This window comes from Oculatella sp. LEGE 06141 (assembly GCF_015207605.1).
Lineage (GTDB): Bacteria > Cyanobacteriota > Cyanobacteriia > Elainellales > Elainellaceae > Oculatella.
Genome location: NZ_JADEWO010000005.1, coordinates 73014 through 94239 on the forward strand (window position 1 = coordinate 73014; position 21226 = coordinate 94239).

The following is a 21226-nucleotide window of genomic DNA, read 5'->3' on the forward strand; positions in this document are numbered from 1 at the left end:
TGATCTATCTACGTAATACTACTCGGTCTAAAACTCTATGCTTATCTATAAAGCGGTAGATGTTGGTTACTCAAACGAGAGCAAGTGAGCCTATTTTTCGAGCCAATTTATGTGGACTTTCCCTTACTCAGCCCTCTGTAGAGGACTTCTGCTATGAGCCAGAAACTTGACTCCTGGCAGAAATCATCTGAATCCACGATTCAACCCGCAATTCGTCTAGTCAATCAGTCAGATTCATAGTCAGGCTGACCTGTTTTGCTGGCAAGCCTCAAACCGCTGTGCAACCTCTAGGGCGTGTTTTAAAACTCCTGATTGCTCGGTTACATTGTGCTTTTCGCCCCCTAAATCCCTCAATTTTTGGAGACCTTGAATCGTTCAAAAGTCTATAAAGTTGGGACTTCCGGGATTTAAAACACGCCCTAGCGAATAACGTACTCGTATTCAGCTTTCAGCAGTTTCAAAATCGTTTGAGATTCATAGGTGATGATGCCTTTCATGTGGTGTAGCTTCTCAAAAAACGCGATTAAATCGTCGTGAACGCCAAAGTAGACATCGGCAATGATGTTGTACCGTCCTAGAAAAATAGCGACAAACCGCACTTCTTCCATCCCGGCAAGTTCTTGAGCAACCTGATCAATCCAGCCGTTTTCAATTGTGAACAGCAGCGTCATCACATGGGATTTGCCAATTTTGTCGGGATTGGGCCACGCCGTGATTTGAATAACTTTGGACTGGAGCAACCGCTGAACCCGGTAACGAGCAGTTGCTTCTGGAATGTTCAGGCGTTTGGAAATTTCGGTGAACGCCATTCGACCGTCGATTCGGAGCAGATCGATGATGCTTTGATCGACAGCATCTAACGCAATATCAGCAGTCGAACTAGAATGAGGATTAGTCATATTTTTGCTGAGAGCAATAAAAGCATCATCCGTTTAACGATTTCGCAGTTTGTCAAAGATGAATTGCGATCGTATCAAGAGTAACAGCTTAATTTTGCTTAAATCAATAAGCTCTGGAACGTAATCGGCAATAAAGTGATGGTTGGAGAACCGTTCTTTAAATATCAGGAGACGCGATATGACATGGAGTTGGCCAAATGGCGATCGCTGTGCGGTGGTTCTCAGCTTTGATGTGGATGGAGAATCCGGGATGCTGCAAGCCGATCCCAAAAATGCCGAGCGGCTCTCAGTCATGTCTTGGGCACGGTATGGCCCCAAGGTGGGTGTCCCTCGCATTCTCGATTTGTTGAATGACAAAGGCGTTCATGCTAGTTTCTTTGTGCCGGGATACACCGCAGAACTGTATCCCCAACTGATTGAGCGAATGGCTGCAGAAGGGCATGAGGTGGGGGTGCATGGCTATTTGCACGAAAAGCTTTCAGACCTGAACCCAATTGAGGAAGAAGCGGCACTCGTTCGTACCTGCACCATTTTGCAGCAGTTAACCGGGCGCAAGCCCATCGGCTATCGGGCACCGTGGTGGGAACTGAATCCTGGCTCCCCTGCTCTGCTGGCTCGTCACGGTATGCTATACGACTCATCATTAATGGATGACGATCGCCCCTATGTAATGCCGACGGAGTCTGGCGATTTAGTGGAGGTTCCTATCCATTGGACAAACGACGATTGGGAGCAATTTGCATTCTTAGCCGATCCGGCGACCGGAAGCGGTGTGATTGAAACCTGTGAGAAAGCCTTTCAGCTTTGGAAAGAAGAATTTGATGGACAGTACCATTATGGTGGCATGTTCGTCCTGACAATGCACCCCGAAATTATTGGTCGTCCAGCCCGCATATTAATGTTGGGGCGCTTAATTGACTACATTCGATCGCACGATGGCGTTTGGTTAACCACCTGCGAGGAGGCAGCCCGTCACTGTCTTTCCAGTCAGGCGGTACCTACCCCCCTACAACCAGTTGGACGATAGCCATTCGATTGTCAAAAGGCTGCAAAGCGCTGAATGCTCTCCATTTCTGGTTCAAAGCCCTCATTTGGCTGAGCGCTCACCTCATAGCCTCATCTCAGGGGCTTAGCCTCTGCGGCAAGCCATAAGAGGCCGTTTGAGTGCCAATCAACGTGCTTAAACGCCTCTAAACGTTAAACGTTACAGCCATTTTCATTTTCATTCACCACACCCCAAACTACACCCCACACCCCTCTTGGCAAGACTGTGCTTACTCGATTGAGAACTGCCGTAAGAGTTGAGAGTTGAGAAGACGGAGTTTATTATGCTACTACCACCCATTGTGAAGAACCTGAGCGCGATCGCCTATGTCCTGGGTAGCTACGGGCTTGGCATTCGCCTGTTGTTAGCTCAATCGTGGTGGCTCAATGGGCTTGGAGTCATAGTGTTAACCCATGCTCTCGTCATCTCAACCCTACTGACTCATGAATTCATTCATGGCGCGATTTTCAAAGAGCGATCGACCAATGAATTCTGGGGCAAACTAATGACCCACATCAATGGCGGCTGTTATGCAACCTGGGAAGACTTGGTTCAGCATCACTTCAATCATCACGTCCACCATGCCGACTTCATTGCCCTTGATAGCCAGACGTACTTCAAAACGCTGCCCTCTCCGGTGCGGTGGCTGTTTCTTGCACTAGAGTGGGCGTACGTTCCGGTATTTGAGTTTGTGCTGCGGTTCCGCATTATCCTCGCCCCGTTTCGGCAATCCCAGCGGCATCATCTCAGAGGTCGAACGGCTGCCCTGTTGGTCTATCGAACCGGATTGTTTGTCGGGTTAGGCTGGCTGTCGCTGAAAGCCTTGCTGCTCTATGCGTTGTCGTATGTTTGCTTTGTCAACGTCGTTCGCTTTGCAGATGCGTTTCACCACACTTACGACTATGTGATGGTTGGGCAACCTATGCCGAAGCGCGATCGGGCATACGAATCTGCAAATACGTTCTCCAACCTGGTTTCAACCCGTTACCCCTGGCTCAATCTGCTGTATCTCAATTTTGGCTATCACAATGCTCATCACCACGACATGCGTTGTCCCTGGCATGAACTGCCTGCCCTGCATCAACGGCTGTACGGCAACGATGTGAATCAGCTCATTCCGCTGAACCAATTAGTGTTTAACTACCATCGCTTTCGGCTCGAACGATTGTTTACAGGGCAAGGTGATGCCGTTCCACAAGCAGGCGTTTCCCTGGAAACCTTGATCGGCGGGGTGGGTGTCTCTCTTCTAACTCCTCCCTAACGATCGCTGTGTGTAGGCCAGACGCAGGCTTCTTGTCAGGCTGTAGCATTGGGCAGATAGTTTGAAGGTTGGACGTTCCCAGGATTGGATTGGGAGCAAATTTATACTGTGATTCTGCAAGGCATGTTTTCTGGATGCCGTTGCAAACCATACACCAGGAAAACAATAGCGCAAACCCTGGTCGAAGTTGGCTTGTTTAGTCTGGCTGTCGCACCCTTTTAAGCGGCTTGCTATGGTTCCAGGCTGGCAAATGGGCAAAGTTGAGCTAGTTTAGATGAACATTTAGCATCTATTGGATGGCTTGAACGAACCTGACGAGCCAGGAATACTGAAGCCGCGATGTATTAAATACATCTGCACGTTTGGTCTATCTACTTATAGCACTCAAACCAGGCCGATTAAGCGAATTTTTTAGCGCACTGAATTTACTTAGGCCACTCATCTACTGAGTTTTGGGAACCATACATCCATATAGCATGATTTACATAACACTCACTTTATGAAGCGTCAGTTAGTCAGGGTGCTTTTGGTAGAAGATGATGAAGACGACTACGTAATTACCCGTAGCCTACTTTCTGAGGTTGAAGATATGGATGTCGAGCTAGAGTGGCTGAAAACGTACGAATCGGCTCTAGCCCGTATTATGCAGAACCAGCATGATGTTTGCTTGATTGATTACCAGCTAGGCGAATGTAGTGGGTTAGATTTGCTAGAGGCGGCGATCGCCCATTCCTGTGCAGCTCCCATTATTCTACTCACCGGTCAGGGGAATCACGATGTGGACGTTGCCGCTATGAAGGCAGGTGCGGCCAATTATCTACTCAAAGACCGGATTGATACCACCACCCTGGAACGAACCATTCGCTATGCCCTTGAACGGACACGCACCCTGGAGGAGTTGCGGCAGGCGCTTCAGGAAAAAAGCTTGTTAGTGTCGTCGATCGCCAATTTGTCCATTGGCTTGATTATTACCGATGCCACCGTGCCAGAAAACCCAATCATTTTTGCGAATCCAGGCTTTACCCAGATTACTGGCTATAGCCTGGAGGAAATTAAAGGATTCAACTGTCGGTTATTACAGGGAAAAGATACCGATCCAGTGGTGCTCCATCAGCTACGAGAGGCGATCGCCGCCCAACGTTCCATTACCTGCACCTTGTTGAACTACCGCAAAGACGGTACGCCGTTCTGGAATGAACTGAAAATTAATCCCATTTTTGATGACACAGGCAAACTGATCCACTTCATTGGGCTACAAACCGATGTCACCGAACGTCAGAAAGCCCAGGAAGCGCTGGAGCGGTTGCAGCACCGCAACGAACTCATTCTCAACTCGGCAGGGGAAGGCATCTATGGATTGGATTTGCAGGGCAATGCCACCTTTGTAAACCCAGCGGCGGCACGCATGTTGGGCTGGGAAGTAGACGAACTGGTTGGCAAACCCATTGATGCAATCCTGCACCATGCCGATCCGCATCTTCGACCCTTTCCCCAGGCGGCCTGTTTGATCCATCCGGACTTCCATGATGGCAAAGTGCATCGAGTGGAAGACGAAACCTTTTGGCGCAAAGACGGAACCTGCTTTTGGGTGGAATACATCAGCACACCCATCTGGGAAAACAACAAGTTGGTAGGCACCGTTGTCACCTTTCAAGACATTACAGAACGCCGACTGGGAGAAGAAGCGCTGCGAGAAAGCGAAGAACGATATGCGCTAGCCGTTCAGGGCGCGAACGATGGCATCTGGGATTGGAACCTTAGAACCAACGAAGTCTACTATTCGCCTCGCTGGAAATCGATGTTAGGGTACCAGGACAGCGAGATTGGTACCACGGTAGATGACTGGTTTGAGCGCGTTCATCCCGAAGATCTAGACTGGGTCAAGATGAAAATTACGGCTCACCTCAACGGTTTAACGCCGTACTTTGAGAACGAACACCGGATGCGCCACCAGGATGGAGCCTATCGCTGGATGCTGAGCCGAGGATTGGCGGTACGAGATAGCCGGGGAGACGCAACCCGCATTGCCGGGTCGCAAACGGATATTACAGGCCGCAAACAGGCAGAAGAACGGCTGCTGCACAACGCCTTTTATGATGCGCTTACCGATTTGCCTAACCGGGCACTGTTGGTCGATCGCCTGCAACATGCTATCCATCGCGCCAAGCGCAATCCCAGCTATTTGTTTGCGGTGCTGTTTCTTGACCTCGATCGCTTCAAGGTGATCAACGACAGCCTGGGGCATATGTTGGGCGATCAGCTATTGGTGATTATTGCCCAACGGTTAACGAACTGCATTCGTCCTGGTGACACAGTAGCGCGGTTGGGGGGTGATGAGTTTGTCATTTTGCTGGAAGACATCAAAGAGGTAGCCAGCGCCATCTCGGTGGCAAACCGGATTCAGCAAGAACTGACCCAGCCGTTTAACCTGGGCGGGCACGAGGTATTCACCACAGCCAGTATTGGTATTGCTCTAAGTACCCTGGAATACGATCGCTCTGAAGATTTGCTGCGCGATGCAGATACGGCTATGTATTGGGCAAAGGCGCAGGGTCGAGCGCGTCACGAAATTTTTAGCATCAACATGCACACCCGCGCTGTGGCACTGTTGCAGCTAGAAACTGATTTGCGTCGCGCGGTTTCTACGATTCAGCTAGACCAGTCTTTGACAGAGCCAATGCCGCGCGACGCGCCAGAATTTTTGCTGCACTATCAACCGATTGTTGCCCTCAAGTCGCGGCACATTATTGGGTTTGAAGCCTTGCTGCGCTGGCAGCATCCCCAACGGGGCATGATTTCACCCGCTGAGTTTGTACCTATTTCAGAGGAAACGGGGTTAATTGTTCCGCTGGGAACCTGGGTGCTGCGCGAAGCCTGTCGCCAAATGCGCTACTGGCAAACGCAGTTTACGACCATTCCACCCTTAACCATCAGCGTCAACTTATCGGGTAAACAGTTCACACCACAACTGATTAGCCAGGTCAATCACATCTTGAACGAAACTGGGTTAGATCCCTCCTCGCTCAAGCTGGAAATTACAGAGAGTGTGTTGATGGAAAATGCAGATGCGGCAGTGACGATGCTGTCGCAGCTCAAGGCGATCGGCATTCAACTGGCCGTCGATGACTTTGGTACAGGGTATTCATCCCTCAGCCACCTGCACCGATTTCCCATTGATACCTTAAAGATCGATCGTTCGTTTATCAGCAAGATCGATCGTGATGGTGAGCAGTTGGCGATCGTGCGTACCATCATGACTCTAGCCTGGAACTTGGGCATGGAGGTGGTGGCAGAAGGGGTAGAAACGCCCAAGCAACTCGCTCAGCTTCGGGCATTGCAGTGCGAATACGGGCAGGGCTATCTGTTTTCAAAACCGATCGCTTCCTCGGAGGTGATCAATCTTGTGTTAGCAGAGCCAGAATTGAGAGTAGGACGCTAAACAGGGCAGAATGAAAGGATTCTGCTCTGTGTGTCTCGGTCTAGCTGTCACTTGCATTGTCCATGAGCCTTTACTATGCCGACATTGTTCAACATTTGCCCCTGGGACTGGTGATCTGGGAATTACCCGATCTAAACGACATTGCTACCTTTCGCCTGGTCGAGGTTAACGCGATCGCCCGCCACATTTTTGGTTTGCCGCTTGAGGGAGATTTAAGCACTGTCTTAGTCGATCTGAAGGGCGATCAAGCGCAGCCATTCCCGGCGTTTTTGCAGGCAGAATCGCCCGAACTTTATGCCGATGTGATTCGCTCGGCCACGATGCGAGATTTAGGCGAAATTCGTTATCGTCAGCCGCAGCAGCCGGAACAGGTGTTTGCAGTCAAGGCGTTTCCGTTGCCCAACCAACAGGTCGGTGCCATTTTTGAAGATGTTAGCGATCGCCATCGGTTGGAACATGCGCTGCGCCGAACGGAACAAAAGCTGGTGGTTCACGCCCAAAAAACGCCGTTAGCGGTCATTGAATGGAACCCAACCTTAGAAATCATCGATTGGAACCCTGCCGCCGAGACGCTGTTTGGCTACAGCAAACGAGAAGCCATTGGCTGTCTTGTGACGGATTTAATTGTGCCGCCAGATGTGAAAGTTCAAACGGAACAAGCATGGAGACGATTGCTGATTCGCAAGGTTGGCACCAGTAGAACCAACGAAAATGTGACTCGCTTTGGCGATCGCATCGTTTGCGAGTGGCACACAACTCCCCTGGTCGATGAATATAGCGATGTGATTAGCATTGTTTCATTAGTCCAAAACATCACCGGACGCAAGCAAGCCGAAGCCGAGTTAAAACAATTTGCCGCCCAGCTAGAACAAAGCAACCGGGAACTACAAGACTTTGCCTCGATCGCCTCCCACGACCTCCAGGAGCCGTTGCGAAAAATTCAGGCATTTGGCGATCGCCTCAAACAGAAATACCAGGATGCGCTTTCGGAGGAAGGGCGCGACTACCTGGAACGAATGCAAAATGCTGCCCGACGGATGCAAGAGTTGATCAATGATCTGCTGTCTTTTTCCAGGGTTACAACCAAAGCTCAGCCGTTTGCCCCGGTCGATCTCAATCGCATTGTTCGAGACGTGTTGTCTGATCTGGAAATTCGCATTCAGCAGGTGAATGGGCGGGTTGAGTTGGCTCCACTGCCCAGTATTGAGGCTGACCCAACGCAAATGCGCCAACTGTTTCAAAATGTGATTGGCAATGCGTTGAAATTTTATCGTCCCGATCAGCCACCGATCGTTCAAATCCAGAGTCAAATTCTGCCAATTTCGCATCCTCCAGACTCGTTAGAAGCAACCCAACTGCATTCAGACGATCTTGCTCCGGGTACCGACCCGATCCAGGCCGCTGCGGTCAGCCCCGTTTGCCAAATTACGATCGCCGATAATGGCATTGGGTTTGACGAAAAGTACATCGATCGCATCTTTTCGGTGTTTCAACGCCTGCATGGACGACACGAATATGAAGGAACAGGCGTGGGGCTGGCCATTTGCCGAAAAATTGTAGAACGTCACGGTGGTAGCATCACCGCTCGCAGTGCCCCCGATCAAGGGGCAACATTTATTGTGACATTACCCATCCATCAGGTGCGCTAAGTTAGACTTGCTCCACGTATTGCCGATCGCTTATGTCTGCCTATCGCAAACCCATTACTATCTTGATGGCGGAAGATGATGAAGATGACCGCATCCTTGCCAAAGAAGCATTAGAAGAATGCCGACTGGCAAACAACCTTCACTTTGTTGCCAATGGTGAAGAACTGATGGATTACCTGCACCATCGAGGTCGTTACGCCGATTCCACAACATCACCTCGTCCAGGGTTGATTTTGCTTGACCTGAATATGCCCAAGAAAGACGGACGAGAAGCGTTAAAAGAAATCAAATCCGATGCTGAACTACGGCGCATTCCAATCGTCGTTCTTACCACCTCTAAGGCAGAAGAAGACATTTATCGTAGCTACGATTTGGGAGCCACCTCATACATTGCTAAACCCGTTACCTTTGACTCACTGGTTGAAGTCATGAGAGTTCTGGGAAAGTACTGGTTTGAAATTGTAGAACTTCCGTCTGATAGAGACTGAGCCGCCATTGATAGCTCTTCCAGATCATGAACTGATGGTGCTGACACCATCGTTTTTGAGTCAAAGAGACGGTTGGAACCAATTTCCGTCAACATACTCATCAAATGAATAGATTGGCTGATGTCATTCAGTGGCCCCGTGATTTTCCATCAATTTCCAATGGCAAGAAAACTATCTCGCAATTTAGCCAAACTGGTTCGACGGTTGTGGCTAGCAGGCATGACAGTGGCGCTAATTTTGGCGATCTCGTTTGCCCCAGCGATCGCCCAGGATATCTCTGCTGCGCCCATTGTAATTGACGGACAAGAGCTGTTTGTGGTCGAAAATTCAGAATCGTATTCGGCTGAAGTTCGCGCGGCGATCGTCAATCGTCAGATTCAAGAGGCCATTCTGAGCGAAGACCCAGTCAGAGTCGAAGTCCTGGAGCGCAACAATTTACCCACAATTCTGCTGAACAACCGCCATTTACTGACGGTCACTGAAACAGATGTGCCTCGTGGCCGAACCCAAATGGAGCAAGCCGCCCGCTGGGCACAGCAAATTGAACTATCAGTCACGCAGGCGCAACGGGAGCGCACCAGTAGCTACTTGCAATCCGCTTTTCTGTTAGCAGGTGGAGCGTTGACGATCGCGGCTATTCTGCACTGGACATTAGGACGAGTGTGGCGATATACGCTCAGTCCGGCGATTCGAATGATGGTTCCCGGTTATCAAGAAAGTGACACAGAGGCAGAGCAATCTAAAACGCTGCAAATTCTAGGGCGATCGGTGCTGACCATTGCCCGTGCTGGCCTGTGGTTGGGCGCTATTTTTTACATCACAAACTTGTTTCCGCTGACGCGTCAGTGGAGCTATCGTATCGTTGATCTTTTGGTAGGCAGCTTAGTTTCGCCGCTCTTTAGCCTGGGAGACAGCGAGTATTCGGTGGTAGCACTGCTGATTTTGGCAGCGCTGTTGTTTGCGCTCGTTCTGATTTCGCAGACCGTTGCCGACCTCTTAAAATCACGGGTTCTCAGGTTTACGGGGGTTAACCAGGGTGCTCAGGAGATGGTTGCCATCCTGGTGCGCTACAGCCTCATTTTCTTGGGCAGCATGGTGCTGCTGCAATTGTGGGGACTGGATATTAGCTCGTTGGCGATCGTTGCCAGTGCCCTGGGGGTTGGTATTGGATTTGGGCTGCAAAATATTGCCAAAGACTTTGGTAGCGGTCTTGTTCTGGTGTTTGAGCGACCGATTCAAGTAGGCGACTTTATTGAACTGCAAGATTTCCAGGGCACGGTTGAACGAATTGGCGCTCGTAGCACCCTGATTCGTACGCTAGATTCTATTTCCATCATCGTGCCCAACTCCCGCTTTTTAGATGCGGAGGTGATCAACTGGAGCCACGGTAATCCTGTTTCGCGAATTCGCTTACCGGTTGGTGTTGCCTATGGTTCAGATGTAGAGCTGGTGCGATCGGCGCTGGTAGACGCATCTCGAGAACACCCAAGAGTGTTATCAGCCCCTCCACCGCAAGTCTTCTTCAAAGGGTTTGGCGATAGCGCGCTTAACTTTGAGCTGCTGGTTTGGACGGCAGAACCCAGCAAGCACCTTGCTTTAAAGAGCGATTTATATTTCCGCATTGAAACAGAGTTCCGCCGCCACAAAATCAGCATTCCCTTTCCGCAACGGGATCTGCATGTGGGAAATCTGCCGATTGAACTTTCTCCTCAGCTTCAGCAAATGCTGCAAGCGCTGGTGGAACGGTCAGCCAATGGCAAGCCGTTTCGATCCGATCGGTAGATGGGAGAGGGGCAAAGCCGTTAGCCCGTTTTTGGCATAGAGCCAGTGCTTTACCCCAATGCTTTATCCCCCAACGGCAGACAGTACCGAGTGGTTAGGGTTGTGCCGGGGCGGGTTGAGTTGGGTCTCCGGCGGGTGCTGATTCGGCAGCGGGTGCTGGCTCAGTCGGCTGGTTGGTCGAGGGTAACTGGGGTTCTGGCACGTTGATGTTAATGTCGGGTGCCTGGATTTGTGGCGGTTCTGGTGCGGGCTGCTCTGGCAGTTCAATGTTGACATCTGGTGCTTGAGGAGCTTGGACTGGAGTCTCTTGGCGTTGATTGAGCAAGAAGAAAGCCGCCACTAAACCAAAAATAGCAATAAAAAACACACCGATCAGCATTCCGGTTGAGGCGCTAGCGTTGGCACGTGCAACCTGGTTCTCGCGCCGCAACTCACGCTCGTACATCTGGCGTTCTGCTTCCCGTTCGACAATGTCACGATCGTTTCGATTATGCATTTTTCACCAATAGAACTCTACTTAAAAATTGGCACTTTGTTATTTCAACGGGTTGGCATAGAGGCGATCGCCCTATCAGGCCATTTTTTTGCCGTTGCAATTTGGTTAACTCGAAGGTAACCTTTTACACATGCCAGGTCGCTCAGCCTAGAGAGCGATTAAACCTCTATCCAGGGAGCGGTCTTGCAGAGTATTCGGGTGAGATCAATTCATCCCTTGTAGGTATTGCCGATAGCCCAACTGCTCAAGCTGGGTCTGTTTTGCCAGCACGGACTCTGTCAGGGTATGGCGATACTGCTGCACTTTTTCTAATAAGTCGGGCTGGTGGCTGGCTAAGATTTGAACGGCTAACAGTCCGGCGTTTTTGGCATTGCCGATCGCCACCGTTGCCACTGGAATACCACCGGGCATTTGCACAATGGAATAGAGCGAATCAACTCCCTGCAAGTGACGAGTGGCGACTGGAACCCCAATCACCGGCAGGGGAGTAAGCGCAGCAACCATTCCGGGTAAGTGGGCGGCTCCGCCTGCACCCGCAATAATCACCTTCAAGCCTCGTTGGTGAGCCGTTTTGGCATACTCCACCATGCGTTCGGGGGTGCGATGGGCGGAGACGATCGCCACTTCGCAGACCACCTCAAATTCGTTGCAAATGGCGATCGCAGCCTGCATGGTAGGCAAATCAGAATCGCTGCCCATAATGATGCCAATCAACGGATGAGTCATGGTGGTATGGCTAGCGGTCAGAAATCACACGCTATGAGACGATTGAACTGAACGTTTAACAAGCTCGCGAGTCGCGAATGGCTAACCGCTCTGTGCTTATTATTAATGCAAAGGTGCCTGGTTATAACGGGCTACAGCAGATTCAAGTGGATAAGGATGGGCGACTTGAAGCCATTCAGCCAATGGTTGACGGGACGGCTCCATCCATCCCGTGTCTTGATGTGAATGGCGACTGGCTTTCTCCTGCCGGAACCGATCTGCAAATCAACGGTGCGCTGGGGTTGGCCTTTCCCGATTTGACGCTAAACCATCACACCAGGCTGGTCAGTATTGCTCAATTTTTGGCAGAGCAGGGTGTGGCTGGGTTTTTGCCCACCCTGGTCACCACCTCTGTTGAGCGGATTCAGCAAGCACTGGAGGCGATCGCCCGCTTCAACGCCTCTGCGGCTAGGCGATCGTCGCCCGATATGGCTCAAATTCTGGGCGTTCATCTGGAAGGGCCGTTTCTCAACCCGCAAAAGCGAGGTGCCCATCCCGCCGAGCATCTACTGCCGCTGACCCTCGACCAGGTGAAGCGCGTCCTGGGAGACTATGCTGAGGTCGTCAAAATTGTCACCCTGGCTCCCGAACTGGACGATACCGAGACGGTGATTCCGTGGCTCAAATCGCTGGGAATTACCGTGAGCTTGGGACATTCTCAAGCCACCGCTGCCCAGGCTCAAGCCGCCTTTCACCAGGGTGCTTCTATGGTGACCCATGCGTTCAATGCCATGCCGGGATTGCACCACCGAGAGCCTGGGTTACTGGGAGCGGCACTTGCCCATCCCACGGTGTCCTGCGGCTTGATTGCAGACGGACAGCATGTCTGCCCCACCATGCTGGATATTCTGGTGCGAACGGGTCGTGGCGCGATCGCCCCTCCCTCTGGCGGGCTGTTTTTAGTCAGCGATGCCCTGGCTCCCCTTGGGCTTCCTGACGGTGTGTACCCCTGGGATACTCGCCAGATTGAAGTCAGGAACGGCACAGCCCGACTGGCTGATGGCACGTTGGCCGGAACCACTCTCCCTTTGTTGGTAGGTGCCCAAAACCTGGTGCGTTGGGGCATTTGCACCGCAGACGAAGCGATCGCCCTGGCTACGCTGGCTCCCAGACGGGCGATCGGCTTACCGGAATGGGCGATCGGTCAAATCGTGCCTCTGTTGCGCTGGCATCTCACTGAGGCCACTCAGGCGCTCACCTGGCAACGCTTTGACCCACGGCAAACCAACTGATAGCAACCGCCTGCCGTTCTACCAGTTAAGCAAAGCCAACGGCCAAGACGTTGACCACCGACCCTAGATTTGGCGCAAATTCAATGGTGTAATTGGGGGAGGTTCCCGGTTCTCCAGTTGATGTCATGGCAGAGCGATCGGCTCTGCGGGGGGCAAAGGCTGAATCAGCCGATACCACTAAATTGCTGCCGTTCAGCATCAGGCTTTGGACAAAGACCGAATTGGTTTTGGTACCATTCAACGCGGTTAAGAACGTGGCAGTGGTTACAGTACCGTCTGCTGGATTCAACTGAGCCAGGATGGCTACTCTACCGCCACCGCCACCGCCTGGACTGAAATCGCTGTAGCTTTTGAGCCAACCGTTGCTGGCAAATCGCCGGAAGTCTTCTGAGGGCGATCCTTGCGTTCCGGTGGAGGTGAAGGCGGCATATAGCCGATTGGTATCGCCATCCCAGACCAAATGGGTGCCCCGGCTGTCGTCTGGCGTAATTTCATAGTCGTCGCAATACCAGTTTAAGTTGCCGTTGGTAAAACTGGCGGCCCAGGGATCTTGGTTTCCGGTGCTGCTTCCAGTTGACACCTGGTTGTGGCCAATGTAAAGAGTGGTGTTCCCTACCGTTACCGTGTTGCTGGCCTTGCCCTGAATCTGCGCCTGTGTAGGGTTGTCGTCATTGGCGATCGTTAATAGTGCTGTAGTACGCGACCCCAGTGTGCCGCCATTACCAGGACTGCTAAGGCTCAGGCGTATCACTTCGGCGCTCTCAAACAGTGAATCGGAGGTAACAGGTACCGCAAACGTTTTACTGATTTCTCCAGCGTTGAAGGTCAATGTACCGCTAACAGCGGTATAGTCCTGTCCGGCGGTGGCGGTGTTGTTGCTAGTGGCGTAGTTGACGGTTACCACTCCGGTGCTGCTGCCCGTTCGCGTTACGGTGATGACTGCACTGCCACCTCCTTCGCTAAGGCGATAAGCCGAATGGCTGAAAGAGAGTGCCCCAGTTCCCGGAGTGCCCGGACTGGGTTGGGGTGCGGTGGCATTCACAAAATCGCTGGCATCCAGATTGCTGCTGTTGAAGCCTTTGAGAATGGCAAGAAACTCTCCAGTCGTTTTGTGTTGGAGAACGGTATCGCCAGCGTTTGCGCCTGTTCCTGGCACGATCGCCACCCGATCAACCGTTAACCCTGCCAACTGGATCGCATCTTCGCCATCTGTAAAGTCTGTGATCACATCCGCCAATTTGATCGTCGCACTGCCTGCACCTACGACAAAGCGATCGCGTCCGGTGCCGCCTGTGAGTTTGTCTTTACCGCGATCGCCCACCAGCAGATCGGTTCCGGCTCCGCCCACCAATACATCATTGCCACCCGTTCCCATCAGCTTGTCGGCTCCGGCTCCGCCGTTTAGCTGGTCTGCACCCTTACCGCCAACGAGATGATCTGCTCCGGCATCCCCAAAGAGGCGATCGTTTCCTCCGGCACCAGAGAGCTTGTCGGTTCCACCTCGCCCTCGCATCACATCGTTTCCGGCAGTTCCTTTCAAGATGTTGTTGCGGCTGTCTCCCATGAGCAACTGAGCGGTGCGATCGCTCGACAGGGCACTCACTCGCACTTGCTTTAGCACTGTGTTTAGATCAGGCTGATGACCATCCGCTACCGAATTGAGAAGGCTGAACGTTTCTATCGGGTTGAATTCTAAAAAAGACATAGGGATTGGGTTGCCAAACGAAGGCATGGGTAAAGACGCGATTTGTCGTGTCTCAGGCGATTACAGCGGTTACAAATGTCAAATTGGAAGAGCCATTGCCAAGACCTGCTCTGACCTCTGAACGGCAATGGTCAGTTAGCGTGTTGAAATAGATGGCAATCAATATGGCGGCTGCACCCTCTGCGTCTATTTACCGGTTGCGATCGATAGGCTCGTTGGCTGGGTAGATGGCTCAACTCGCCGGAAATAGCGCAATTTTTAGGATGCTTCTGTTCTAACGTATTGCAGAACACCGCAACCTCAGGGGTTTTTCGGAGCAGTGCGGCGAACATCAGCCTGCTGTTGCGGAAACCACAGCAAGACGTTCGTGCCAATGGCGGTTGCTTTTACCAGAATCACCGTAAGATGATTTCGGCAAGTTTAGTGATAGGTATGCTTGACCCGTGAAATTATTTGTTTTTCATACACCTGAGTTGACCCCGGCTAACGATGTGCCAGACTGTGCGATCGCCATTGATGTGCTGCGTGCTACAACAACGATCGCAGCGGCTCTGGATGCAGGAGCCGAAGCAGTACAGGTCTTCAGCAGCATAGATGAATTGATGCAGGTTAGCGATCGCTGGGAACCCGCTAAGCGGCTTCGGGCTGGAGAGCGGGGCGGGGCAAAAGTGGACGGTTGCGACCTGGGAAATTCTCCACTAGACTGCACGCCAGACCGGGTCGGCGGTCGGCGGCTGTTTATTAGCACCACCAACGGCACCCGTTGCTTAGAACGGGTCAGGTCGGCCTCGGCGGTCATTACAGCCGCATTAGTCAACCGAGCGGCAGTGGTTGATTACCTGCTCAATCAACGTCCCGAAACGGTATGGCTGGTTGGGTCGGGCTGGGAAGGCAGCTTTTCGCTTGAAGATACGGTGTGTGCTGGGGCGATCGCCCATAGCCTGAGCGAGCAGTTTACCCGCGAAAGCGGCCAACATCCCGATGATTTGATTGGCAATGATGAAGTGGTCAGCGCGATCGCCCTGTATACCCAGTGGCGCGATCGGTTATTAGGGTTGATGCACCAGGCCAGCCACGGCAAACGCCTACTGCGACTGGAGGGACAGGACGACCTGAAGTATTGCGCTCAAATTGACTCGCTGAATGTGCTGCCCATTCAACGGGAGCCGGGGGTTCTGGTCAAACACTAGCGGCTTGGGCGGTTAATCTATTCGTTCTGCCATTCTGCTACGCCAAGATAAGCGGACTACAGTCGGTTGAGCGATTCAAATCACAATCAGCTATATAACTCTGGAGGTAGATTAGCTGCTGAAAGTTGAGTGAAACAATAAACTCGGCGTTTCAGAACAGGCAACGGCTGCCATGAGCTTCGACTTCTCGGATCTGTTTTGGATTTTTTTGGTAATCGCTTCCATTCAACCCGTCTGGCAGCGGCAAATGACAGAAATGCGCCGAATTCAGGCGATTCGAGAGTTTGAAAGGCAACGCAGTAGCCGTGCTATTTTGCTGATTCACCGCCAGGAATCGATCAGTTTACTGGGGATTCCGCTGTCGCGTTTCATCAGCATTGAAGATTCTGAGCAGGTGTTGAGAGCGATTCGGCTCACGCCAGCGAATGTGCCGATTGACCTGATTTTACATACGCCTGGTGGTTTGGTGCTGGCTACCGAACAAATTGCCCGAGCGCTGATTCGCCATCCGGCTAAAGTAACCGTGTTTGTGCCACACTACGCTATGAGTGGTGGCACCATGCTGGCGATCGCGGCAGACGAAATCATCATGGACGAAAATGCCGTACTGGGGCCAGTCGATCCGCAGTTGGGCAACTTCCCTGCGGCCAGCATTTTGCGGGTGATTCAAGACAAACCCATCAGTGAAATTGAAGACGAGACGCTGATTATGGCCGATATTGCTCAAAAGGCCATTCAGCAAGTTCAACGGTTTGTCCGAACGCTGCTGGAAGACTCGGTGCCGCAGCAAAAAATTAAACCTGAGTACATTGACTCTATTATTGAGGCGATTACCACAGGCCGGGTAACGCACGACTACCCAATTACAACAGAAGAAGCCAGGGAGATGGGTTTGCCGATTAACATCAGTATGCCTAAAACGATTTATCAATTAATGGATTTGTATCCTCAACCCAAGGGCGGCAGGCCAAGCGTTCAATACATTCCCATGCCCTACGAACCGCGTCCCCGTTTACCTCAACCCAGTCCATCGGGTCGGAACTGACGGCGTTGTAGAGGTAGAAAAAATAGAGATCAGGTTTGATGCTCACCCAGACGGTGAGCATTATGTTTTGGGATCATTGATTCGGTGTCTCAAGTTGAATCAGCCAGCACGCGAATGGTGCCCCTACAATAGGGATATCTGTCCAACACCGATAGTGACATCATGGACTACGCGATCGCGATCGCGACATTGAAACAAGCCGATCCCCTTCTTGGCAAAGTCATTGAGCAAGTGGGGGCGTGCCAGCTTAACCAAACCCAGCATACGGGCGACTTATTTTCCTCGCTTTCGCGTTCCATTATTTATCAGCAGTTATCCACCAAAGCCGCCAACGCGATTCATGGCCGCTTTCTTCAGCTTTATCCGAACCAACCAGTTCCAACAGCGATGGATGTCCTCAAGACACCAGATGAGGTATTGAGAAGTGCCGGAATTTCTCGTTCTAAAGCACTGTATTTGAAGGATCTGGCGCAAAAGATTGTAGACGGGTTGCCAACGTTAGCAGAACTGGAAAAACTGGACGATGAATCTATTATTCAAACGCTAATTCAGGTGAAAGGAATTGGACGGTGGAGCGCTCAAATGTTGCTCATGTTTCGGTTCCATCGTTGGGATGTGTTGCCAGTTGATGATTTAGGGATTCGGGCTGGCATTCGCAAAGTCTATGGGCTGGCCGAACTTCCCAGCAAAAAAGCGGTAGAGCAATTGGGACACCAGTGGAAACCCTATTGTTCGATCGCATCCTGGTATTTATGGCGCAGTTTAGACCTGGACAACTTGAAAAAAGACGGTGAACCAGCGGTTATATCGCAATAGCGGTAGGAACAGGTTCGCAATCCAGACAGGAGGCGAGGTTAAAACACCTCTCGGAGTTTCATTCAATAGGAGCCGCAACAACTCTTGTTCGGTGGAGTCCATTCGTGCGATGCGGTGATTTCTTACAGCAGTTCTCAATCGAGTCAGCCACAGTCTCGCCAAGATGGGAGTGAGGTGTAGAGTTTGGTGTGTGGTGAAGGCAAATGAAAATGGCTGTAACTATCCTTACATCGATTAAAGGAGAGGGATGTGAATCAATCTTGTACTAGAGGCGCATCCTGCAATGCCAGGCAAAACAGAGCAGTACGAAAAGAAAGCGGCTCAGCGTGGCATAATGAATGTCCAACGCGCTGATCTCAGCCTCCGTTGAAAGCATGACTCACCCGCTATAATCCTCCTGCATGTCTATCTCGAAACCCGAAGCAAAACAACTCCTGGAACGGCTGATTTTTGGTGATGTGCCGTCGCCGGAGTGGGCGCAGGATGTTTGGGAGATGAGTCCAACGCTGGGGGAGAGTGCTGCAAAGTTGCTAGAAGTGTACAGCGCACTCATTGAATACTGCTCTGAAGAAGAATTAGAAAACCTGTTGCAGACCTTCTATCAAGACTACGTGCAATAAACACCGCTATAGCCAGCACTCCCGGAGAGGGGCGCTCCTATCGTCATTGCATGGTGATTGCAGATTGTATTAGAGAGAATTGCAGGGTTGCGGCAAATGAATGGTCTAACCATTGGCAGTAGTAACTCTATTTACAGATGCGGTACTTTAGCAGAACCGTACAGTAGAGACACCGACCGCGAATGAAGGTTCTGCTTTACACCACCGAAAGCTGTTTGTTTTGCTTGTCGAAATCTTTGGTCGGTGCTGCTGCGCGGTCATGGCTCAGATCGCCTCCTCCCTTAATTCTGGGGGACTTTGGGGATTGGGGCACGTTCATACCACGATCCAGCCACACCATTTGTTCCTTTCTCTTTCTAGATGAATAGCTATGGTATACACGCCCAAAATTCTTGCTTTTGCTGGTAGCCTTCGTACTGATTCTTACAACAAAAAGTTAGTCAAGATTGCGGCAGATGGTGCCAGGGCAGCGGGAGCAGAGGTTACCTATGTTGACTTCCGCGATTTGCCAATGCCGCTATACGATGAGGATTTGGAAGCCAAAGAAGGCATCCCCCCCAACGCGCGTGAGTTTAAGAACTTGATGTTGTCCCATCAAGGACTGCTAATTGCCTCTCCTGAATACAACAGTTCGCTGTCGGCAGTTTTGAAAAATGCGATCGATTGGGCTTCTCGTTCTGATCCAGGGGAACCAATGCTTGCCGCATTCACCGATAAGATAGCCGCGATTATGAGTGCCTCACCAGGAGGACTGGGTGGGTTACGAGGACTCATTTACCTGCGATCGCTTTTGGGTAACATTCGAGTCATGGTTGTTCCGGATCAGGTGGCTATCTCAAACGCACATGAAGCGTTTCATGAAAACGGCAGCCTGAGGGATGCAGCCAAGTACGACTCGGTGCTATCGCTAGGCAAAAAGGTTGCAACCATGCTGCACAAACTCTCGTAACCTGTCTTACAGTAAAGGACTCAAACATCGCTGCTTGAGTCCTTTGAAATGATACAAGTGACTGAGATGACTGAAACGGATTAACGAATCAATGAACTTGGGTCAGCTTGTTGGTAAAATTCATGGTCTGTGAAACCAATGGTCACTGAAACCAAAAAACGGGGTTTTGGGTTCAAACCTTAGTAACGACGAGAGAAACTGTCGTTGCGACGGCCACCGCCACCGCCACCGCCAAACGAACCTCTATCTTCACGAGGCTTGGCTTTGTTAACTTTCAGGTCGCGACCCATCCATTCTGCTCCGTCTAGAGCTTCAATGGCAGCCGTTTCTTCGGCTTCTGCACCCATTTCAACGAAACCAAAGCCGCGCATACGACCTGTTTCGCGATCGGTGGGCAGTTGAACTCGCTTAACTGAACCGTACTCTGCAAACACTGCTGTTAGATCAGCTTCTGTAACCTCATAAGACAGGTTACCTACATAAATCGACATAGATTATCTCCAAAACCAAGGGTGTGTAGAGAGTCAGATTTCGGAGAGAAGCCTGCCAATACAAAACGTGAAAAACTCGTCAAGACTAGAAACAAACGCTGCAACCGAATTACTTACTTCTCAACCATTACGTTAGCACTTTAATTCTCGGTTTTCGCTACAAAACCACATTAGAAAGTAAAGTTTTATGACGCAGCCGTTCATCTTCAATTGAACCGTTAATTGAGGAGGAGTAAAATCATCATTCTTGATCGCCGCAAAGGCGCTACAGGACTGGCGATCGCCCTCACAATTGTTTCACCCCTGCCGAGATAACCGATTCAATGAAATGTCGATCCGGCATCATTGCCGCTGCATAAACGCAGTTTGTGAGGGATTCATCAAATTTCAATTAATGATAAATTGGCTACCAAATCACCATTGCTGACATTATCCCACTTCATCATTCAATGAACCTTATCACTAACTAGCAATGTAATGATGTCAGACTGTCTCAACGACCTAACTAAGCGACCTAAACGCCCCGACAGAAATCACCGTAAATAGCCTGTGAGGCTGGCGATCGCAGCGGTTAGCTCACTGGCTTCAAATGGTTGATTCAATAAGACGTGAAACCCCTGCGAGAAGGCTTTAGCCCGGTCTTCTACTGTCGAAATGAGGGCGATCGTAGACACTGGCTTGCCTGCATTCGACTTCAACCGTTGAACGGCACGGGTTAACTGATTCCAATCCTGCTTTAATGGATCAAACTCGACAATGACAATATCGACTGGAAGGTGATCTAGCTTTTCTCTGGTGGCTTCTACAGGCAGGATGGTCAGCGTTGCGCCTCGATACTCTGCCAGCTCTTGATACAGTCGTTTGCTGGTGGGTGAGGGGTTTGCTACAACCAGAATTGACAGGCGATCGAACCTGAATAAACCAGATTGAAAGCTGGGCAATTGAGCTTGTCCCCAACTGCACATTAGTTCGGTTAACGGGCGCAGCGTTTGCCCTCGAGGGGTTAACGAATACTCAACGCGTGGGGGGGTCTCTCGATGCGCCTGACGGTAAACCAGGCCATCTGCTTCCAGTTCGCGCAGCCGCTCGGTTAACACTTTTTGGGTCATTCCTGGAATCAACTGCATGAGTTCGCTGAAGCGCTTGGCATCTCGTCTTAACCACCACAACACAACGCATTTCCACTTGCCGCCAATGACTTCAAGCGTCACTTCGACCGGGCAGCCATATTGTTTGTTTGAACTCATGGTTTTGTAAGTATCTATTTGGTAACTATTAGTTGCCCGTAATATGGTGGGTTTTTGTTACATCCGCCAGCAAACAACAGAAATTGAGATGATGAACATTATCAGGC

18 protein-coding genes are annotated in these 21226 nt (G+C 51.0%); 12 read left to right on the forward strand and 6 right to left on the reverse strand.

Going from position 1 to position 21226, the window contains the following annotated elements:
* Window positions 1–419 precede the first annotated feature (419 nt).
* Window positions 420–899, reverse strand: coding sequence for an Lrp/AsnC family transcriptional regulator (locus tag IQ268_RS05555; RefSeq protein WP_193876388.1), 480 nt, complete (start codon window positions 897–899; stop codon window positions 420–422).
* Between the two features lie 178 nt (window positions 900–1077).
* On the opposite strand from IQ268_RS05555, the gene IQ268_RS05560 reads away from it, so the two are divergent.
* From IQ268_RS05560 to IQ268_RS05585, 6 genes are all read left to right on the forward strand, one after another.
* Complete coding sequence (locus IQ268_RS05560) at window positions 1078–1926, forward strand: polysaccharide deacetylase (protein ID WP_193876390.1); 849 nt, start codon at window positions 1078–1080, stop codon at window positions 1924–1926.
* 301 nt (window positions 1927–2227) lie between these two features.
* Window positions 2228–3205 carry a fatty acid desaturase gene (locus IQ268_RS05565; RefSeq protein ID WP_193876392.1) on the forward strand — a complete coding sequence of 326 codons (978 nt, stop codon included), beginning with the start codon at window positions 2228–2230 and terminating at the stop codon, window positions 3203–3205.
* Between the two features lie 499 nt (window positions 3206–3704).
* Window positions 3705–6644: an EAL domain-containing protein gene (locus IQ268_RS05570; RefSeq protein WP_193876394.1), complete on the forward strand. Its 2940-nt coding sequence runs from the start codon at window positions 3705–3707 to the stop codon at window positions 6642–6644.
* 62 nt (window positions 6645–6706) lie between these two features.
* Window positions 6707–8293 carry an ATP-binding protein gene (locus IQ268_RS05575; protein ID WP_193876396.1) on the forward strand — a complete coding sequence of 529 codons (1587 nt, stop codon included), beginning with the start codon at window positions 6707–6709 and terminating at the stop codon, window positions 8291–8293.
* Window positions 8294–8358: 65 nt separating this feature from the next.
* On the forward strand, window positions 8359–8781 hold the full coding sequence (locus IQ268_RS05580) for a response regulator (RefSeq protein ID WP_193876593.1): 423 nt from the start codon (window positions 8359–8361) through the stop codon (window positions 8779–8781).
* A 159-nt stretch (window positions 8782–8940) separates the two neighbouring features.
* Complete coding sequence (locus tag IQ268_RS05585; protein WP_193876398.1) at window positions 8941–10563, forward strand: mechanosensitive ion channel family protein; 1623 nt, start codon at window positions 8941–8943, stop codon at window positions 10561–10563.
* 94 nt (window positions 10564–10657) lie between these two features.
* Here IQ268_RS05585 and IQ268_RS05590 read toward each other — a convergent pair whose 3' ends face one another.
* A complete protein-coding gene (locus IQ268_RS05590; RefSeq protein ID WP_193876400.1) occupies window positions 10658–11059 on the reverse strand; it encodes a hypothetical protein in 402 nt (133 codons plus the stop codon).
* 204 nt (window positions 11060–11263) lie between these two features.
* Window positions 11264–11785: a 5-(carboxyamino)imidazole ribonucleotide mutase gene (gene purE, locus IQ268_RS05595; protein WP_193876402.1), complete on the reverse strand. Its 522-nt coding sequence runs from the start codon at window positions 11783–11785 to the stop codon at window positions 11264–11266.
* A 77-nt stretch (window positions 11786–11862) separates the two neighbouring features.
* On the opposite strand from purE, the gene nagA reads away from it, so the two are divergent.
* Window positions 11863–13056, forward strand: a complete 1194-nt coding sequence (nagA, locus tag IQ268_RS05600; protein WP_193876404.1) for an N-acetylglucosamine-6-phosphate deacetylase — start codon at window positions 11863–11865, stop codon at window positions 13054–13056.
* Window positions 13057–13081: 25 nt separating this feature from the next.
* Here the strand turns inward: nagA and IQ268_RS05605 are convergent, their stop codons facing one another.
* Window positions 13082–14761, reverse strand: coding sequence for a Calx-beta domain-containing protein (locus tag IQ268_RS05605; protein ID WP_193876406.1), 1680 nt, complete (start codon window positions 14759–14761; stop codon window positions 13082–13084).
* A 443-nt stretch (window positions 14762–15204) separates the two neighbouring features.
* On the opposite strand from IQ268_RS05605, the gene IQ268_RS05610 reads away from it, so the two are divergent.
* The 5 genes from IQ268_RS05610 (at window position 15205) to IQ268_RS05630 (ending at window position 19381) form a co-directional block, all read left to right on the forward strand.
* Window positions 15205–15951 carry a 2-phosphosulfolactate phosphatase family protein gene (locus IQ268_RS05610; protein ID WP_193876407.1) on the forward strand — a complete coding sequence of 249 codons (747 nt, stop codon included), beginning with the start codon at window positions 15205–15207 and terminating at the stop codon, window positions 15949–15951.
* 172 nt (window positions 15952–16123) lie between these two features.
* Window positions 16124–16996, forward strand: a complete 873-nt coding sequence (locus IQ268_RS05615) for a hypothetical protein (RefSeq protein ID WP_193876409.1) — start codon at window positions 16124–16126, stop codon at window positions 16994–16996.
* 162 nt (window positions 16997–17158) lie between these two features.
* Entirely contained in the window at window positions 17159–17812 is a 654-nt protein-coding gene (locus tag IQ268_RS05620) for a DNA-3-methyladenine glycosylase (protein ID WP_193876411.1), read from the forward strand.
* Between the two features lie 401 nt (window positions 17813–18213).
* The gene (locus IQ268_RS05625; protein ID WP_193876413.1) at window positions 18214–18432 is read left to right on the forward strand and encodes a hypothetical protein; all 219 of its coding nucleotides are present in this window, start codon (window positions 18214–18216) and stop codon (window positions 18430–18432) included.
* Between the two features lie 370 nt (window positions 18433–18802).
* A complete protein-coding gene (locus IQ268_RS05630) occupies window positions 18803–19381 on the forward strand; it encodes an NADPH-dependent FMN reductase (protein WP_193876415.1) in 579 nt (192 codons plus the stop codon).
* A 179-nt stretch (window positions 19382–19560) separates the two neighbouring features.
* On the opposite strand, the gene IQ268_RS05635 is transcribed toward IQ268_RS05630, so the two are convergent.
* Both IQ268_RS05635 and IQ268_RS33225 read right to left on the reverse strand, forming a co-directional pair.
* On the reverse strand, window positions 19561–19872 hold the full coding sequence (locus tag IQ268_RS05635) for an RNA-binding protein (protein WP_193876416.1): 312 nt from the start codon (window positions 19870–19872) through the stop codon (window positions 19561–19563).
* A gap of 533 nt (window positions 19873–20405) precedes the next feature.
* On the reverse strand, window positions 20406–21119 hold the full coding sequence (locus tag IQ268_RS33225; protein ID WP_193876418.1) for a helix-turn-helix domain-containing protein: 714 nt from the start codon (window positions 21117–21119) through the stop codon (window positions 20406–20408).
* Window positions 21120–21226: the final 107 nt, after the last annotated feature.

Bases quoted from the DNA above. Each gene is read 5' to 3' on its own strand.
- IQ268_RS05560 (WP_193876390.1), top strand. From the start codon at position 1,078: ATGACATGGAGTTGGCCAAATGGCGATCGCTGTGCGGTGGTTCTCAGC.
- IQ268_RS05605 (WP_193876406.1), bottom strand. From the start codon at position 14,761: ATGTCTTTTTTAGAATTCAACCCGATAGAAACGTTCAGCCTTCTCAAT.
- IQ268_RS05590 (WP_193876400.1), bottom strand. From the start codon at position 11,059: ATGCATAATCGAAACGATCGTGACATTGTCGAACGGGAAGCAGAACGC.
- IQ268_RS05575 (WP_193876396.1), top strand. From the start codon at position 6,707: ATGAGCCTTTACTATGCCGACATTGTTCAACATTTGCCCCTGGGACTG.
- IQ268_RS05625 (WP_193876413.1), top strand. From the start codon at position 18,214: ATGTCTATCTCGAAACCCGAAGCAAAACAACTCCTGGAACGGCTGATT.
- IQ268_RS05565 (WP_193876392.1), top strand. From the start codon at position 2,228: ATGCTACTACCACCCATTGTGAAGAACCTGAGCGCGATCGCCTATGTC.
- IQ268_RS05630 (WP_193876415.1), top strand. From the start codon at position 18,803: ATGGTATACACGCCCAAAATTCTTGCTTTTGCTGGTAGCCTTCGTACT.
- IQ268_RS05585 (WP_193876398.1), top strand. From the start codon at position 8,941: ATGGCAAGAAAACTATCTCGCAATTTAGCCAAACTGGTTCGACGGTTG.
- IQ268_RS05620 (WP_193876411.1), top strand. From the start codon at position 17,159: ATGGACTACGCGATCGCGATCGCGACATTGAAACAAGCCGATCCCCTT.
- IQ268_RS05570 (WP_193876394.1), top strand. From the start codon at position 3,705: ATGAAGCGTCAGTTAGTCAGGGTGCTTTTGGTAGAAGATGATGAAGAC.
- IQ268_RS05615 (WP_193876409.1), top strand. From the start codon at position 16,124: ATGAGCTTCGACTTCTCGGATCTGTTTTGGATTTTTTTGGTAATCGCT.
- IQ268_RS05635 (WP_193876416.1), bottom strand. From the start codon at position 19,872: ATGTCGATTTATGTAGGTAACCTGTCTTATGAGGTTACAGAAGCTGAT.
- IQ268_RS33225 (WP_193876418.1), bottom strand. From the start codon at position 21,119: ATGAGTTCAAACAAACAATATGGCTGCCCGGTCGAAGTGACGCTTGAA.
- IQ268_RS05580 (WP_193876593.1), top strand. From the start codon at position 8,359: ATGGCGGAAGATGATGAAGATGACCGCATCCTTGCCAAAGAAGCATTA.
- purE (WP_193876402.1), bottom strand. From the start codon at position 11,785: ATGACTCATCCGTTGATTGGCATCATTATGGGCAGCGATTCTGATTTG.
- nagA (WP_193876404.1), top strand. From the start codon at position 11,863: ATGGCTAACCGCTCTGTGCTTATTATTAATGCAAAGGTGCCTGGTTAT.
- IQ268_RS05555 (WP_193876388.1), bottom strand. From the start codon at position 899: ATGACTAATCCTCATTCTAGTTCGACTGCTGATATTGCGTTAGATGCT.